Annotated in this window: 12 protein-coding genes; 6 read left to right on the top strand and 6 right to left on the bottom strand. The window is 74.7% G+C overall.

Annotation, left to right across the window (positions count from 1 at the left end):
- Nucleotides 1-42: 42 nt before the first annotated feature.
- Both A8W25_RS03580 and A8W25_RS03575 read right to left on the bottom strand, forming a co-directional pair.
- Nucleotides 43-807 carry a glycerophosphodiester phosphodiesterase family protein gene (locus A8W25_RS03580; protein WP_067155570.1) on the bottom strand — a complete coding sequence of 255 codons (765 nt, stop codon included), beginning with the start codon at nucleotides 805-807 and terminating at the stop codon, nucleotides 43-45.
- Complete coding sequence (locus A8W25_RS03575) at nucleotides 804-1,535, bottom strand: YczE/YyaS/YitT family protein (protein ID WP_067155567.1); 732 nt, start codon at nucleotides 1,533-1,535, stop codon at nucleotides 804-806. Before A8W25_RS03575 ends, A8W25_RS03580 begins: the two co-directional genes overlap by 4 nt.
- A 64-nt stretch (nucleotides 1,536-1,599) precedes the next feature.
- Here A8W25_RS03575 and A8W25_RS03570 point away from each other — a divergent pair, with 64 nt between their 5' ends.
- Nucleotides 1,600-3,096 (top strand): PLP-dependent aminotransferase family protein, encoded by a 1,497-nt coding sequence (locus tag A8W25_RS03570; RefSeq protein ID WP_067155564.1) that lies wholly within the window; start codon nucleotides 1,600-1,602, stop codon nucleotides 3,094-3,096.
- 123 nt (nucleotides 3,097-3,219) lie between these two features.
- On the opposite strand, the gene A8W25_RS03565 is transcribed toward A8W25_RS03570, so the two are convergent.
- Both A8W25_RS03565 and A8W25_RS03560 read right to left on the bottom strand, forming a co-directional pair.
- A complete protein-coding gene (locus tag A8W25_RS03565) occupies nucleotides 3,220-4,773 on the bottom strand; it encodes a hypothetical protein (protein ID WP_067155561.1) in 1,554 nt (517 codons plus the stop codon).
- A 36-nt stretch (nucleotides 4,774-4,809) separates the two neighbouring features.
- Nucleotides 4,810-5,004, bottom strand: coding sequence for a hypothetical protein (locus A8W25_RS03560; protein WP_067155558.1), 195 nt, complete (start codon nucleotides 5,002-5,004; stop codon nucleotides 4,810-4,812).
- Nucleotides 5,005-5,326: 322 nt separating this feature from the next.
- Here A8W25_RS03560 and A8W25_RS03555 point away from each other — a divergent pair, with 322 nt between their 5' ends.
- The 5 genes from A8W25_RS03555 (at nucleotide 5,327) to A8W25_RS03535 (ending at nucleotide 13,443) form a co-directional block, all read left to right on the top strand.
- Nucleotides 5,327-5,719, top strand: coding sequence for an ankyrin repeat domain-containing protein (locus A8W25_RS03555; RefSeq protein ID WP_067155555.1), 393 nt, complete (start codon nucleotides 5,327-5,329; stop codon nucleotides 5,717-5,719).
- A gap of 257 nt (nucleotides 5,720-5,976) precedes the next feature.
- Nucleotides 5,977-7,392 carry a hypothetical protein gene (locus A8W25_RS03550; RefSeq protein WP_067155552.1) on the top strand — a complete coding sequence of 472 codons (1,416 nt, stop codon included), beginning with the start codon at nucleotides 5,977-5,979 and terminating at the stop codon, nucleotides 7,390-7,392.
- Nucleotides 7,393-7,523: 131 nt separating this feature from the next.
- Nucleotides 7,524-8,633 (top strand): glycosyltransferase family 4 protein, encoded by a 1,110-nt coding sequence (locus A8W25_RS03545; RefSeq protein WP_067155549.1) that lies wholly within the window; start codon nucleotides 7,524-7,526, stop codon nucleotides 8,631-8,633.
- The gene (locus A8W25_RS03540) at nucleotides 8,630-9,871 is read left to right on the top strand and encodes a glycosyltransferase (protein ID WP_079125782.1); all 1,242 of its coding nucleotides are present in this window, start codon (nucleotides 8,630-8,632) and stop codon (nucleotides 9,869-9,871) included. The genes A8W25_RS03545 and A8W25_RS03540 overlap by 4 nt, the downstream gene beginning before the upstream one ends.
- Nucleotides 9,868-13,443 carry a hydantoinase B/oxoprolinase family protein gene (locus A8W25_RS03535; RefSeq protein WP_067155546.1) on the top strand — a complete coding sequence of 1,192 codons (3,576 nt, stop codon included), beginning with the start codon at nucleotides 9,868-9,870 and terminating at the stop codon, nucleotides 13,441-13,443. The genes A8W25_RS03540 and A8W25_RS03535 overlap by 4 nt, the downstream gene beginning before the upstream one ends.
- Here the strand turns inward: A8W25_RS03535 and A8W25_RS03530 are convergent.
- Together A8W25_RS03530 and pxpB are read right to left on the bottom strand one after the other, a co-directional pair.
- On the bottom strand, nucleotides 13,431-14,324 hold the full coding sequence (locus tag A8W25_RS03530) for a biotin-dependent carboxyltransferase family protein (protein WP_067155543.1): 894 nt from the start codon (nucleotides 14,322-14,324) through the stop codon (nucleotides 13,431-13,433). The two genes, A8W25_RS03535 and A8W25_RS03530, sit on opposite strands and share 13 nt — an antisense overlap.
- Nucleotides 14,321-14,941, bottom strand: a complete 621-nt coding sequence (gene pxpB / locus A8W25_RS03525) for a 5-oxoprolinase subunit PxpB (protein ID WP_067155540.1) — start codon at nucleotides 14,939-14,941, stop codon at nucleotides 14,321-14,323. Before pxpB ends, A8W25_RS03530 begins: the two co-directional genes overlap by 4 nt.
- Nucleotides 14,942-14,948: the final 7 nt, after the last annotated feature.

Here is a 14,948-nt window from a genome sequence, read left to right as displayed (position 1 = left end):
ACCCCGCGCCCTCTCGTTCGTTCCCAGGGCGCGCGCCGGGTGTCAGAACCCGGTTCCCCGGTCGCTCAGTACCGTGCGCAGCGTCTCCAGATGATCGGTCATGATGCCATCCACGCCGAGGTCCAGGAGTTTCGTCATCCGATCGGGATCATTGATTGTCCATACGTGGACCTGCAGGCCAAGAGCGTGCGCGGTCCTCACGAAGCGGCGGTCCACCACCGGGATCCGGCCCTGGGACTCGGGCACCTGCGCGCACACCGCGCCCCGGCGCAGCGGCACCGGCAGCCCCAGCGAGCGCAGCCGCAGAGCGGCCACACCCCGTACCCCGTACGAGGTCGCCAGACGGGGGCCCGCCAGCTTCGAGGCACGGGCGACCCGGGCCTCCGAGAACGACCCGACGCACACCCGGTCCCAGGCGTCCGTCCGGCGGATCAGCTCCACCAGCGGGACGAGCGCGGACTCCGCCTTGAGGTCGATGTTCCAGCGGGCCTCGGGGAACTCCTCCAGGAGCTCCTCGAAGAGCGGCAGCGGCTCGCGGCCCGCCACCCGGGCCTGCGCCACCTCGGCCCACGGCAGATCGGCGATCCGGCCCACGGCGTCGGTGACCCGGTCCAGGGTGGAGTCGTGGAAGGCGACGAGCCGGCCGTCCACGGTGGTGTGCACATCGGTCTCGAAGTAGCGGAAACCGGCCGCCGCGGCCCGGCCGAAGGCGGCCGCGGTGTTCTCGATGCCGTCGGCCGCCCCGCCGCGGTGGGCGAAGGCGATCGGCGTCGGGTGGTCCAGATAGGGGTGGCGTACGCGAGTCACCCGCGCAGTATCGCCCGTGCCGGTGTCCCTTCGGTGACGGGCTCGGCGACGGCGGCGGGCGCCGGCTCCGGGGAGGTCTCCGGCGTCCGCGCCTGCTCCGGGAGCTCCGGGACGGCGAAGAAGCGCAGGAAGAACTGGGCGAGCGGGCCGATGGCGAGGGCGTAGGCGACCGTGCCGACGCCCAGTGAGCCGCCGAGCAGGAAGCCGGTCGCCACCACCGCCACCTCGATCGAGGTGCGCACCAGCCGGATCGAGCGTCCGGTGAGCCGGTGCAGCCCGGTCATCAGACCGTCGCGGGGGCCGGGGCCGAACCGAGCCGAGATGTACAGGCCGGTCGCCACGCCGTTGAGCAGGATCCCGCCGGCCAGCAGGGGGATCTCGGCGGCGAGTCCGCGCACGTCCGGCACCAGGGCCAGGGTGGAGTCCATCGCGATGCCGATGGCGAAGACGTTGGAGACCGTGCCCAGGCCGGGGCGCTGCCGGAGCGGAATCCAGAGCAGCAGCACCAGCGCGCCCACGATGATCGAGACGACCCCGATGGTCAGCCCGGTCCGCTCGGCGATGCCCTGGTGCAGCACGCCCCACGGTTCGAGCCCGAGGCCGCTGCGCACGAGCAGCGCGGAGCTCACCCCGTACAGCGTCAGGCCGACGTAGAGCTGGAGCAGCCTGCGGGTGAGGTGCGTGGACACGTGAATGCCCCCCTGTCTGGTGGTAGTGGACCGGCGCATGACACTCTGTGGCTGGGAAACCCCTCCCAACCATGGCCAATTCGGGGAAGGTGGACTGACTTCCATGGCGCAGTGGACCTCGGCGGTCGGGCCGGCACAGCTCGCCCGTCAGCTCAACGCACAGCAGCAGCCCCGTCCGGCGGGCACCCGCAAGCCGCCCGCCTACCGGGCCCTGGCCGACGGGATCCGCCTGCTCGTCCTCGAAGGGCGGGTGCCGGTGGCCGCCCGCCTCCCCGCCGAGCGGGAGCTGGCCCTGGCGCTCTCGGTCAGCCGCACCACGGTCGCCGCCGCCTACGAGGCGCTGCGCGGCGAGGGCTTCCTGGAGTCCCGCCGGGGCGCGGGCAGCTGGACGGCCGTGCCGGCGGGCAACCCGCTGCCCGCGCGCGGTCTGGAGCCGCTGCCGCCCGAGTCGCTGGGCTCCATGATCGACCTGGGGTGCGCGGCGCTGCCCGCGCCCGAGCCGTGGCTGACCCGTTCGGTCCAGGGCGCCCTGGAGGAGCTGCCGCCGTACGCGCACACCCACGGCGACTACCCGGCCGGGCTGCCCGCGCTGCGCCAGATGCTCGCCGAGCGCTACACCGCGCGCGGCATTCCGACCATGCCCGAGCAGATCATGGTCACCACCGGTGCGATGGGCGCCATCGACGCCATCTGCCACCTCTTCGCCGGGCGCGGCGAGCGGATCGCGGTCGAGTCGCCCTCGTACGCCAACATCCTCCAGCTGATGCGAGAGGCCGGGGCCCGGCTGGTGCCGGTCGCCATGGCCGAGGGGCTCACCGGCTGGGACCTGCCCCTGTGGCGGCAGGTGCTGCGCGACTCGGCGCCCCGGCTCGCCTATGTCGTCGCCGACTTCCACAACCCGACCGGCGCGCTGGCCGACGAGGAGCAGCGCCGCGCCCTGGTGGACGCCGCTCGCTCGGCCGGGACCGTGCTCGTCGTCGACGAGACCATGTCCGAGCTCTGGCTGGACGAGGGCATCGACGTGCCGCGCCCCGTCTGCGCCTTCGACCCGGCGGGGGCGACCGTGCTCACGGTGGGCTCGGCGAGCAAGGCGTTCTGGGCGGGCATGCGCATCGGCTGGGTGCGCGCGGCCCCCGACGTGATCCGCTCCCTCGTCGCGGCCCGCGCCTACGCCGACCTCGGCACCCCGGTCCTTGAGCAGCTCGCCGTGAACTGGCTGATGGCCACCGGCGGTTGGGAGCAGGCGGTCGACCTGCGCCGCGCCCAGGCGCGCGAGAACCGCGACGCGCTGGTGACGGCGGTCCGCCGGGAGCTGCCGGAGTGGGAGTTCGACGTGCCGGTGGGCGGGCTCACCCTCTGGGTGCGCACCGGGGGGATCTCCGGCTCACGCCTGGCGGAGATGGGCGAGCGGGTCGGCGTACGGGTGCCCTCCGGCCCCCGGTTCGGCGTGGACGGCGCCTTCGAGGGGTACGTACGGCTGCCCTTCACGGTGAGCGGCCCGGTCGCCGAGGAGGCGGCGGCGCGGCTCGCGGCGGCGGCGCGGCTGGTGGAGAAGGGGGCGAGCACGGGGGGCGAGTCGCCGCGGACCTTCGTGGCGTGACGGGCGTCGGGGCGCAGGTGGGGGTTCAAGGACAGGCTCTGAGGAGCGTGGGCCTTGCGGGGGCGGGCTTGAGGGGCGCGGGCTTGTGAGGGGCGTGGACGGCTGCCCGTGAGCCGTCCCGGCTCACCCCTCCGCCGGTACCGCCTCCGCGCGCGGCGCCGCCTCCACCGGCAGGTCGCGCTCCGGAAGCAGGTCCAGGACCGCCTGGCGGTGCTGCTCGCTGGTCGCGTCGTCGTACGGGTCCGGCGTCGCCGGGACCTGGAGGCGCAGCACGGGCCCGGTGCCGAGCCGGGCGTAGCCGCGGCCGGGCGGGACCGCCGTGGTCGGGGTGGTGTGCGGCGGGACGCCGAGGACCCACTCGGCCTGCGCCGGGGTGGCGGGGCCGAGCACCACGCGCGCGCGGGTGTGCGTGCGTACCGGCTCGGTCAGCGCCTCCAGGCTGTCGAACTGCTCGGCGACCACCACGGTCACCCCGGCCGCCCGCCCGTGCCGCAGCGGGATCTGGAGCAGCTGCTGAGGGTCGGGGCGCCCGTCGGCGGCGGCCAGGTGCCCGAAGACGCTCGGCCGGTCGAGCAGGATCCACAGTGGCCGCTTGATGTCGTCCGGGGTCGGATGGCCCGCCTGGCGGGCGCGGTTGGCGGCGATCAGCCGGCGCTCGGTCTCGTGCGCGGCCCACTCCAGCGTGGCCAGCGCCCCGGCGAGGCCGCACTCGACGGCGAGCACGCCCCGGCGCCCGGTCAGGCACGCGTACTCCCCGGTGCCGCTGCCCTCGACCACGAGCACGTCGCCGTGCTGGAGCGCCTGGAGGGCGATGGAGCGCAGCAGGGTCGTGGTGCCGCTGCCGGGCTCGCCCACCGCCAGCAGATGCGGCTCGGTGGAGCGCGGGCCGGTGCGCCAGAAGACGGGGGGCGCGTCGCGGACGTCCTCGCCCTCGGCGACCGGCACGGTGCGCTGCACCGCGTCGGCGTCGGTGAACCCGAGCACGGTCTCGCCGGGGCCCGCCACGAAGTGCTGGGCGGCGATCGCGGTGGAGAGCGCGTCGAGGACGCGCATGACGAGCTGGTTGCCCTCCTCGTCCCACTCGAACCGGTACTCCCGGCCGCGCCCGGACTTGGTGTGCAGCAGCTGTTCGATACGGGCGCGCGCCTCGGGCTCGCCGTCCGTGAAATACGCGGGATAGCGGATGAGCAGACGGGTGACCCGGCCGGCGTCGTCGAACTCGTACTCGCTGAAGGCCCCGGCCCACTCCCCGCCGTGGGCGAAGAGCGGACTGGGGTCCTCCGGCACCGAGAAGTAGGGCACCAGCGCCTCGTAGAGGGCCTGGAGACGGCCGAGCTCGGCCTCGTCGGGGCCGGTCTTGACGGGGACGCGCTCGCGGCCCTTCCAGGCGGCCGCGGCCATCACCGTGATCAGGGCGAGCAGCGGCCCGTACGGGATGAGCGCGACCACCAGGACCACGGCCGCCAGCAGGAACAGCGCGGGACCACGCCGTTCCCTGGGCGTGGCGGTCCACCTGCCGCGCAGGGCGGCGGCGATCAGCCGCAGGCCGCGGCTGATCGTGATGAGCGGATGGAGGACGTCGGTGGCGCTGTCGGCGGCCGTGCGCGCGATCTCGCGGCTGCGGGCGATCGGCACGCTCGTGCTGCTCAGAATGCGGGGGAGTGGTCGCCGGGCCACGTCGGTCTCCTCATGGGTGATCGGGACTGCGGGAGGTCAGAACTTGATCCCGCCCAGCAGGCTGGCCAGGCTCTGGCCGCCGGCCTTGATGCTCGGGGCGATCGCGGTGCCCGCGAGATAGAAGCCGAAGAGGGCGCAGACCATGGCGTGCGACGCCTTCAGACCGTCTTTCCGGAAGAAGAGGAAGACGATGATTCCGAGCAGGACGACGCCTGAGATGGACAGGATCATGAGGAGTTCTCCTGGTTGATGGGGACAGTCACCATGAGTTCTTCCAGGATCACAGGAAGTATCTATGTGATAAAAGCTGCAATCGGGTGAAATTCTCTGATTTTCACTGGAGTGGCGGACAGGGAACCGGGTCGCGGGCGGGACACTGTGCGGCCGACGGGTCGGATGTCGTCACTCGCGGTGAGCTTTGCCCCGGGCGGACCGAACCATGTCGTCCGACGGGCAGTACCCTGTCGATTCACTCGTACGGCCCCGGTGCCGTACGAGGCCAGGTCACAGGCGTTCCGAGGAGCGCCCTCCCCAGCGAAAGGCGGTCCGTGCGATGAGCGATGCCCTCGATCCCGAGGTGGTGGAGCTGGCGGGCAGGATCTTCGATCTGGCGCGCCAGGGGGACGCCGAGGCGCTCGCCGCGTACATCGACGCGGGGGTCTCGCCCGACCTCACCAACGACAAGGGCGACACGCTCGTCATGCTCGCCGCCTACCACGGGCGCGCGGAGACGGTCTCCGCGCTCCTCGCGCGCGGTGCCGACGCCGACCGCGCCAACGACCGCGGCCAGACCCCGCTCGCGGGTGCGGTCTTCAAGGGCGAGGACGCGGTCGTCAAGGCGCTGCTGGCAGGCGGAGCCGATCCTTCCGCCGGAACGCCGTCCGCGCTCGACACCGCACGGATGTTCGGCAAGACGGAACTGATCGCACTCTTCGGCGACCGCTGAGGTTTGCGCCGGGTGCCCCCTGCGTACCTGGTGAGAGGGGCTCGTAAATGTGGTCGCGGTGGCGAAATGCCTGGGTCATCATGACGACGAGCCCCTTCACCGGGGGCAGGGTCCTTACATCGGGGGACACGAAGAGAGGCAGGAAGATGACTCACAGCAAGCGGAAGACGGCGGACGGCCGAACATGTTGGCGCGCGGCCTACTAGGGCACGGCACGAATCCCGGTTGCGTCGACAGCTTGATGTGAGGCTACTTCCATGTTTGATCCGGTCATAGCGCCGAGCGGCACGCTGCTCGGCCTGCTGCAGCGGGGCCGCGGCGACGGCACCCTGCACGCGCTCGCCGCCCCGCGCCCAGAGGCCCTGGCGGCCCTGAACCACTGTGTACTGGGCGACCCCCGCCACGACTGGCAGGTGGAGAACCGCTCCTTGTACTACGCGCGCCTCTTCCTGGATCTCGACGGCGGACTCGACGAGATCGAGGCCCACCTCTTCAGCGCCGAGGACGTCCTCGACGCCGACGAGCACCGCACCGGCCTCGCGCTGGCGGTCCTCGGACACCTCGCCTCCTACGGCAGGGACGACGCGCTGCGCCTGCTGCGGCGCTACGCCATGCGCGGTGCCAACTGGGGCTGGGCCCTGGACGAGCTCGCGCTGCGTGACGACGACGCGGGCCTGCGCGGCCTCGCCGAGCCCGTCCTCGCCCGCTTCCCCGGCACCCCGGAGGGTGACGCCGAACTGGCCGCCACCGTCCGGGACGCCTTCGAGCCCCGGCCCTGGCGGCTGTGGGCCGAGGACACCCGGGACGCGGTCGGCGCCCGGGTGCGCGCCGCCCAGGAAGCCGGGTCCTTCGACCGCTGGCAGCGCCAGATGCGGCCATCCGGGCCCCGGCCCGGCTGGAGCGTCCAAGCCGTCTTCGACTGGGCCCAGGAGGGCCTGGAGCGCGGCGCCGACCTCACCCTGCCCGCGGCCCGCTGCCTGGGCGCGGTCGCCGGACCCGACGACCGCGACGTGATCGTCGAGGCCGCGCGCGCCGGCTCGGACGGCGCCCGGTGCGCCGCCCTGCACTACCTCACCGAGTCACGCGACCCCCGGGTTCTCGACCTCATCGAGGCCGCCGTCGGCGGCTCCCGCACGGTGGCCGAGGCCGCCGTCCTCGCCTTCGAGCGGATGTGCGGGCCCGAGGCCGTCGACCGGGCGCGGGGCTGGGTGCACCGGCCCGACGCGCTCGGTGCCGCCGCCGCGGGCGTCCTCGCCTGCCGGGGCGAGGCCGACGACGCCCAGCTGGTCCTGGGCGCACTGCGTGAGTGCGTGCGCTCCGAGGGGCCCGACGCGCCCTCGCTGCGCCCCCTCGTCGACGGGGCCGGACGGCTCGGCATCGGCTGCGCCGCCCCCGTACTGAGGCATCTCTACCGCGAGACCGCCTCCTCCGAGCTGCGCGGCCGCACCGCCCGCGCGCTCGCCGCCACCGACCCCGCCTTCGCCACCGGCTTCGCCGTCGAGTGCCTGTGGGACTGCGAGGAGACCACCCGCGAAGTGGCCGCGCAGTACGCCGAGCTCGTCGACGCGCGCGTGGCGGAGCGGCTGCGGCGCCTGGCCGACGACCCGGCCGAGGAGGCCGAGGTACAGAGCGCCATCCACAACCGGATGGGCCCCGACGCGCCCGCGATATGAGCCGCGAGCGGCGTCCCGCCGAGCCGGAAGCGCTGTCCGAAAGACACGCTGTCTGAAATGCTCATGGGACGTTCCCCGGGCGGAAAGATCCAAGTCGGCGGGGCCACCCCGGCGGCGACGACAACACGGGTATGCGTGTCGTCATCGTCACCGAATCCTTCCCGCCCGATGTCAACGGCGTCGCCCACTGCGCCCTGCAGACCGCCCGCCACCTCGCCGCCCGCGGTCATGAACCGCTCGTCATAGCCCCGGCCGCGGCAGCCGGGGACGACATCACCGCCCCCTGTACGGTGATCCGCGTCCCCTCGCTGCCGCTGCCCGGCTATCCGCAGGTCAGGGTGGCTCTGCCGAGCCGCCGGGTGGCCGCCGCCATCACCGCGCACCGGGCCGAACTGGTCCATCTGGCGAGCCCGTTCGTGCTCGGGGTGCGCGGGATGGCGGCCGCCGCCCGGCTCGGGGTGCCCGCCGTCGCCGTCTACCAGACCGACCTCGCCGGATACGCCCGTACGTACATGGGCACCGGCGAGAACACCGCCTGGCGGCGGATCAGAGCCGTCCACGGCGCCGCCGACCGCACCCTCGCCCCCTCCACCGCCGCCGTCCGCGATCTTCAGGAGCACGGTGTGGAGCGGGTGCGGCTGTGGCCGCGCGGCGTCGACACCGTACGGTTCCGGCCAGAGCTGCGCGACGAGGCGCTGCGGCGTGAACTCGCCCCCGGCGGCGAGCTGATCGTCGGCTATGTGGGCCGGCTCGCCGCCGAGAAGCAGGTGGAGCTCCTTTCCGGGGTCTGCGCGCTGCCCGGGGTCCGGGTGGTGATCACCGGGGACGGGCCGAGCGCCGGGGCGCTGCGGGGCGCGCTGCCCGGGGCCCTGTTCCTGGGCCGCCGCACCGGCGACGAACTCGCCCGGGTCTTCGCCTCCCTGGACGTCTTCGCGCACACCGGGCCGTACGAGACGTTCTGCCAGACCGTGCAGGAGGCCATGGCGAGCGGGGTGGCGGTGATCGCCCCCGCGGCGGGCGGGCCGCTCGACCTGGTGGACCACGGGCGTACCGGACTGCTGGTCACGCCGGGCGACGCCGGAGCGGTCCGGGACGCGGTGCTGCGGCTGGCGGATCCGGCGACGCGCCACGCGTACGGGAGGGCCGGGCCCGTCGAGGGCCGGACCTGGGCCGCCGTCGGCGACCAGCTGCTCGGCCACTACGCCGACGTGCTGGGCGAGCGCCGGGTGGTGGCGGCATGAGCGGGCTGCGGATCGTCCGCCTCGCCAACTTCGTCGCGCCCTCCTCGGGCGGGCTGCGCACCGCGCTGCGGGAGCTCGGCCGCGGCTATCTGGCCGCCGGCCACGACCCCGCGCTGATCGTTCCCGGCGCCCACGCGCGCGACGAACACACCGAGCAGGGACGGGTGATCACCCTGCCGGGCGTGGTGCTGCCCGGCACCGGCGGCTACCGGGTGCTCGCCGACCGCCGCCGGGTGCGGCGCGTCCTGGAGGCGCTGGGGCCCGACCGGATCGAGGTGTCGGACCGCACCACCCTGCGCTGGACGGGGGAGTGGGCGCGGCGCGAGCGGGTGCCCTCGGTGATGGTCTCGCACGAGACGACGGACGGCGTGCTGCGGACCTGGGGCGCCCCCGAGAGCCTCGCGCGCGCTGCCGCCGACCGCGTCAACAGACGCTCCGCCTGGGCGTATTCACGCGTCCTGTGCACCACGGAGTGGGCCGAGCGCGAGTTCGTACGGATCGGGGCGCGCAATGTGACGCGCGCGCCGCTGGGCGTCGACCTGGCGCGCTGCCACCCCGGGCGGCGCTCCCTGCCGCTGCGCGAGCACTGGCTGGGGGAGGAGAGCGTGCTGCTGGTGCTGTGCTCCCGCCTCTCCGTCGAGAAGCGGCCGGGCACCGCCCTGGACGCGCTGGCGGAGCTGCGGCGCCGCGGTGTGCGCGCGGCCCTCGTGGTGGCCGGGGACGGGCCGCTGGCCACCGGTCTGGAGCGCCGGGCGCGGGCCGCGCGGCTGCCGGTGAGGTTCCTGGGCCACGTCCGTGACCGGGGACGGCTGGCCGACCTCCAGTCCGCGGCGGACGTCTGTCTGGCGCCCGGGCCCGCTGAAACGTTTGGCCTCTCGGCCCTGGAGGCGCTGGCGGGCGGTACGCCGGTGGTGTGCAGCCGCTCCTCGGCGCTGCCCGAGGTGGTGGGTGCGGCGGGACTGTCCGCCGCCGACACGGGCGCGGCCTTCGCCGACGCGGTCCAAGAGCTCCTGGACCGCCCGGAGGAGCCCCGCAGGCAGGCCGCACGCGCGCGCGGCGAACTCTTCGGCTGGGACGCCTCGGTGACGGCGTTCCTGGCGGCGCACGACGCGCCGGTGCGGGCGGGGGCGGGTGCGGCGTCGGGAGAGGTGCCGCGCGCCGTGGCGGCGCCCGCCGCCGCGCTCGGGGCCGTCGGTGCGCCCCCGGGCCCGGCCCGCCTTGCCAGAATGGAGGGATGACAGGGCGCTGGGAGTTCTGGATCGACCGTGGCGGCACCTTCACCGACGTGGTGGGCCGGCGGCCCGACGGCCGCCTGGTCAGCCGCAAGCTCCTCTCCCACGACCCGGAGCGCCACCGTGACGCCGCGGTCGCCGGGATCCGGCTGCTGCTGGGCCTCGGGCCCGACGAGCCGGTCCCGGCCGACCGGATCTCCGTCGTCAAGATGGGGACCACCGTCGCCACCAACGCCCTCCTGGAGCGGCGCGGCGAGCCGACCGTGCTGGTCGTCACCGAGGGCTTCCGGGACGCGCTGCGGATCGCGTACCAGAACCGGCCGCGCCTGTTCGACCGGCACATCGTGCTGCCGGACGCGGTCTACGAGCGGGTCGTGGAGGTGGCCGAGCGGGTCGACGCGCACGGTGCCACCGTCCGTCCGCTCGACCTCGCGGGCGTCACCGAGGGGCTGCGGGCCGCCCGCGCGGAGGGCTTCCGCAGCGCCGCCGTCGTCCTCATGCACGGCTACCGCCACCCCGACCACGAGGTGGCCGTCGCGGACGCCGCCCGCGCGCTCGGCTTCACCCAGGTCAGCTGCTCGCACGAGGTGAGCCCGCTCATCAAGCTGGTGCCGCGCGGCGACACCACCGTGGTGGACGCCTACCTCTCGCCGATCCTGCGCCGCTACGTGGACGAGGTCGCCAAGGAACTCGACGGCGTACGGCTGATGTTCATGCAGTCCAACGGCGGTCTGCGGGAGGCCGCGCACTTCCGGGGCAAGGACGCGGTGCTCTCCGGCCCGGCCGGCGGTGTGGTCGGCATGGCCCGCACCGCCGGACAGGCCGGCCACGCGCGCGTGATCGGCTTCGACATGGGCGGCACCTCCACCGACGTCTCGCACTACGCGGGCGCCTTCGAGCGGGACTTCGGCACACAGGTCGCCGGGGTACGGATGCGCGCCCCGATGATGAACATCCACACCGTGGCGGCGGGCGGCGGCTCGGTGCTCCACTTCGACGGGCAGCGCTACCGGGTCGGCCCCGACTCGGCGGGCGCGGTCCCGGGCCCGGCCTGCTACCGGCGCGGCGGCCCGCTGACCGTCACCGACGCCAATGTGATGCTCGGCCGGATCCAGCCCGCCCACTTCCCGGCGGTGTTCGGCCCCAACGGCGACCAGCCGCTGGACGCCGAGGTGGTACGGGAGCGGTTCGCCGCCCTGGCCGAGCGCACCGGCGGCGGCCGCACCCCCGAGGAGGTCGCCGCCGGATTCCTGGAGATCGCCGTCCTCAACATGGCGAACGCGGTCAAGAAGATCTCCGTGCAGCGCGGCCACGACGTCACCCGCTACGCCCTGACCAGCTTCGGCGGCGCGGGCGGCCAGCACGCCTGCGCGGTCGCGGACGCGCTCGGCGTCGACACCGTCGTCGTACCGCCGCTGGCCGGAGTCCTGTCCGCCTACGGCATCGGCCTCGCCGACGCGACCGCGATGCGCGAGCAGTCCGTGGAGGAGGAGCTCGACGAGGCCGCCGCCGGGCGGGTGCGCGGGCTGTGCCGGGAACTCGCGGCACGCACGCGTGCCGAACTGCGCGCCGACGGCGTCCCCGACGACGCGGTCACCACCCACGCGCGCGTACTGCTCCGCTACGCCGGTACGGACGCGAGCCTGCCGGTCGACCTGGACACGGCGCACGCCATGAAGGAGGCGTTCGAAGGCGAGCACCGCGCGCGGTACGCCTTCACCATGGACAAGCCGCTGACCGTGGAGGCGGTGTCGGTGGAGGCCGTCGGCGCCGCCGGGCCGCACGGCGCCCCCGAGGTCGAGGAGTACGCGCGCGAGGGTGCGGGCGGACCCCCGGCCACCGTGGGCATGTTCGTGGCGGGCGAGCGCCGGGAGGTGCCGCTGTACCGGCGCGCCGCGCTCGGGACCGGCGACACCGTCACCGGGCCGGCGATCGTCGCCGAGGCGGACGCCACCACCGTGGTGGACGACGGCTGGCAGGCCGCCGCCGGGGAGCTCGGGCATCTGCTCCTGACCCGGGTACGCCCCCGCCCCGGCCGCACCGCCGTCGGCACGGACGTCGACCCGGTGATGCTGGAGGTCTTCAACAACCTCTTCATGGCGATCGCCGAGCAGATGGGCGTCCGTCTGGAGAACACCGCCCACTCCGTCAACATCAAGGAGCGCCTCGACTTCTCCTGCGCGCTCTTCGACGCGGAGGGCAATCTGATCGCCAACGCCCCGCACATCCCGGTGCACCTGGGCTCGATGGGCGAGTCCATCAAGGAGGTGCTGCGCCGCAACGAGGACGCCATGCGGCCCGGCGACGTCTACGCGATCAACGACCCGTACCACGGCGGCACCCATCTGCCCGACATCACCGTGGTGACCCCGGTGTTCGACGGCGCGGAGCTGCGGTTCCTGGTGGCCTCGCGCGGCCACCACGCCGAGATCGGCGGCATCACCCCCGGCTCCATGCCCGCCTTCAGCCGGACCGTCGAGGAGGAGGGCGTGCTCTTCGACAACTGGCTGCTGGTACGGGACGGGCGGCTGCGCGAGGCCGAGACGCGGGAGCTGCTGACCGGCGCCGCCCACCCCTCGCGCGACCCCGGCACCAACCTCGCCGACCTGCGCGCCCAGATCGCCGCCAACGAGAAGGGCATCGCCGAACTGCGGCGTATGACCGACGAGTTCGGCACCGACGTCGTCCAGGCGTACATGAGGCATGTGCGGGCCAACGCCGAGGAGTCGGTGCGGCGGATCGTGGCGAAGCTGAGCGACGGCTCGTACACCTACGAGACCGACGGCGGCGCCGTCATCCGGGTCGCCGTCACCGTGGACCGCGAGAACCGCGGCGCCGTACTGGACTTCACCGGCACCTCGCCGCAGCAGCCGGGCAACTTCAACGCGCCCAGGTCGGTGGTGATGGCCGCGGTCCTCTACGTCTTCCGGACGCTGGTGGACGACGACATCCCGCTCAACAGCGGCTGTCTCGAACCGCTGGAGGTACGCGTGCCGCCGGGCTCGATGCTGGCGCCGGAGCCCCCGGCCGCGACCGTGGCCGGAAACGTCGAGACCTCGCAGGCCGTCACCGGCGCGCTCTACGCGGCCCTCGGGATCCAGGCCGAGGGCTCGGGCACGATGAACAACGTCACCTTCGGCAACGACCGGGTGCAGTACTACGAGACGGTGGCCAGCGGCTCGGGCGCGGGCGACGGCTTCGACGGCGCGGACGCCGTGCAGACCCATATGACCAACTCGCGCCTCACCGACCCGGAGGTGCTGGAGTGGCGCTATCCGGTACGGGTGGACGCCTTCGCCGTACGGGAGGGCAGCGGCGGGCGGGGCCGCTGGAGCGGCGGATGCGGGGTCGAGCGGCGGATCCGCTTCCTCGAACCGATGACGGTCGCCCTGCTGACCGGCCACCGGCGCGTGCCGCCGTACGGCATGGCGGGCGGCGCGCCGGGCGCGCTCGGCGCCAACCTGGTGGAGCGCGCGGACGGCCGCAGCGAGGCGCTGGGCGGCGTGGACACCGTCGAGGTGGACGCCGGGGACGTCCTGGTCGTCCGCACGCCCGGAGGCGGCGGCTACGGCTCCTGACGGCCCCGTACGGCGGAGCCGCGCACGGGCACGAACCGCAGCGGTGTGCCGGGCGCGGCCTGCGCGGCGGCGGCCAGGTCCGCTCCGGCCACCACACCGACCACCGGATACCCGCCGGTGGTCGGATGGTCGGCGAGGAACACCACCGGGCGTCCGTCCGGCGGCACCTGGACCGCACCTCGCACCATGCCCTCGCTGGGCAGCTCGCCGTGGACCGCCCGCTCCAGGGCCGGGCCCTCGGTGCGCAGGCCGATGCGGTTGCTCGCGGAGGAGACCCGGTAGCGGCCGCCCGCGAGGGCGGTGAAGGCGTTCGGCGTGAACCAGTCGGCGCGCGGCCCGGGCAGCACCCGCAGCACCAGCTCCCGAGGCGGCCCCGGCGCGGGTGCCGCGTCCACGCGCGCGCAGTGCTCGGCCGGATGCCCCAGGGGCAGTACGGCGCCGTCCGTGAGCGGGGCCGGGCCGAGCCCCGAGAGCAGGTCGGTGGAGCGGCTGCCGAGGACCGGCTCGACGGAGATCCCCCCGGCGAACCCCACATAGGAGCGCACTCCGCGCACGGCGGCGCCGACCTCCAGGACGGCCCCCGCGGGCACCCGCACCGGCGCGCCCCACGCCGCCGGGCGCCCGTCGACGGTCACCGGGCAGGGCGCGCCCGTCACCGCGACCGTGACGGTCCGGCGGGGGCGCACCGCGCACCCGTTCAGCGTCGTCTCCAGGACGGCGGCGCCCGGCGGGTTCCCCACCAGCCGGTTGGCGAGGCGGCTCGCGGGCAGGTCGAGCGCCCCCGAGCGCGGCACGCCGAGGTGGGCGTGGCCGGGGCGCCCCTCGTCCTGGACGGAGGTGAGCGCACCGGCCCGTACCACGCAGAAGGCCCGGTCGGTCATGCCCCGCCCCGGGGGACGAAGCGCACCCGGGTGCCCGGTGAGAGGAGCGCGGCGGGCTCGCGGTCCGGGTCCCAGAGCACGGCGTCCGTGGTGCCGACGAGCTGCCAGCCGCCCGGGGACGAGCGCGGATAGACACCGGTGTACGGGCCGGCCAGGGCGACCGACCCGGCCGGGACCGCGGTCCTCGGGGTGGCGCGGCGGGGCACCCCGTACCGCTCGGGGAGCCCGGTCAGATAGCCGAAGCCGGGCGCGAACCCGCAGAAGGCCACCCGGAATTCGGCCGCGCTGTGGATCCGTACCGCGGCCTCGGGCGAGACACCCCACACCGCCGCGACCTCGGCCAGGTCGGGGCCGTCGTAGCGGACCGGGATCTCCACCGCCGCGCCCGCGTCCGCGCGCGGCGGTGCCACCTCCCAGCCGGGGAGCAGGGCCGCGAGGCGCGCGGGGTCGTCCAGACCGTCGAGCAGGACCGTACGGGCCGCCGGGACGATCTCCCGTACGGGCGGCAGGCTTCCGGCGGCGCGGCGGCGCAGCAGCTCGGCGTGGAGGGCCTCGGCGTCCTCGCCGCTCGCCAGCTCGACGAGCAGCGCGCGGTCGCCGACCGGCAGCGTCCGCATCGGCAGG

The sequence above is a fragment of the Streptomyces sp. ERV7 genome, assembly GCF_001653515.1.
Classification (GTDB): domain Bacteria; phylum Actinomycetota; class Actinomycetes; order Streptomycetales; family Streptomycetaceae; genus Streptomyces.
This window is presented reverse-complemented; position numbering and strand designations above follow the sequence as displayed.

Bases quoted from the DNA above. Each gene is read 5' to 3' on its own strand.
- A8W25_RS03535 (WP_067155546.1), top strand. From the start codon at position 9,868: ATGACAGGGCGCTGGGAGTTCTGGATCGACCGTGGCGGCACCTTCACC.
- A8W25_RS03545 (WP_067155549.1), top strand. From the start codon at position 7,524: ATGCGTGTCGTCATCGTCACCGAATCCTTCCCGCCCGATGTCAACGGC.
- A8W25_RS03575 (WP_067155567.1), bottom strand. From the start codon at position 1,535: ATGCGCCGGTCCACTACCACCAGACAGGGGGGCATTCACGTGTCCACG.
- A8W25_RS03550 (WP_067155552.1), top strand. From the start codon at position 5,977: ATGTTTGATCCGGTCATAGCGCCGAGCGGCACGCTGCTCGGCCTGCTG.
- A8W25_RS03560 (WP_067155558.1), bottom strand. From the start codon at position 5,004: ATGATCCTGTCCATCTCAGGCGTCGTCCTGCTCGGAATCATCGTCTTC.
- A8W25_RS03555 (WP_067155555.1), top strand. From the start codon at position 5,327: ATGAGCGATGCCCTCGATCCCGAGGTGGTGGAGCTGGCGGGCAGGATC.
- A8W25_RS03570 (WP_067155564.1), top strand. From the start codon at position 1,600: ATGGCGCAGTGGACCTCGGCGGTCGGGCCGGCACAGCTCGCCCGTCAG.
- A8W25_RS03540 (WP_079125782.1), top strand. From the start codon at position 8,630: ATGAGCGGGCTGCGGATCGTCCGCCTCGCCAACTTCGTCGCGCCCTCC.
- pxpB (WP_067155540.1), bottom strand. From the start codon at position 14,941: ATGCGGACGCTGCCGGTCGGCGACCGCGCGCTGCTCGTCGAGCTGGCG.
- A8W25_RS03530 (WP_067155543.1), bottom strand. From the start codon at position 14,324: ATGACCGACCGGGCCTTCTGCGTGGTACGGGCCGGTGCGCTCACCTCC.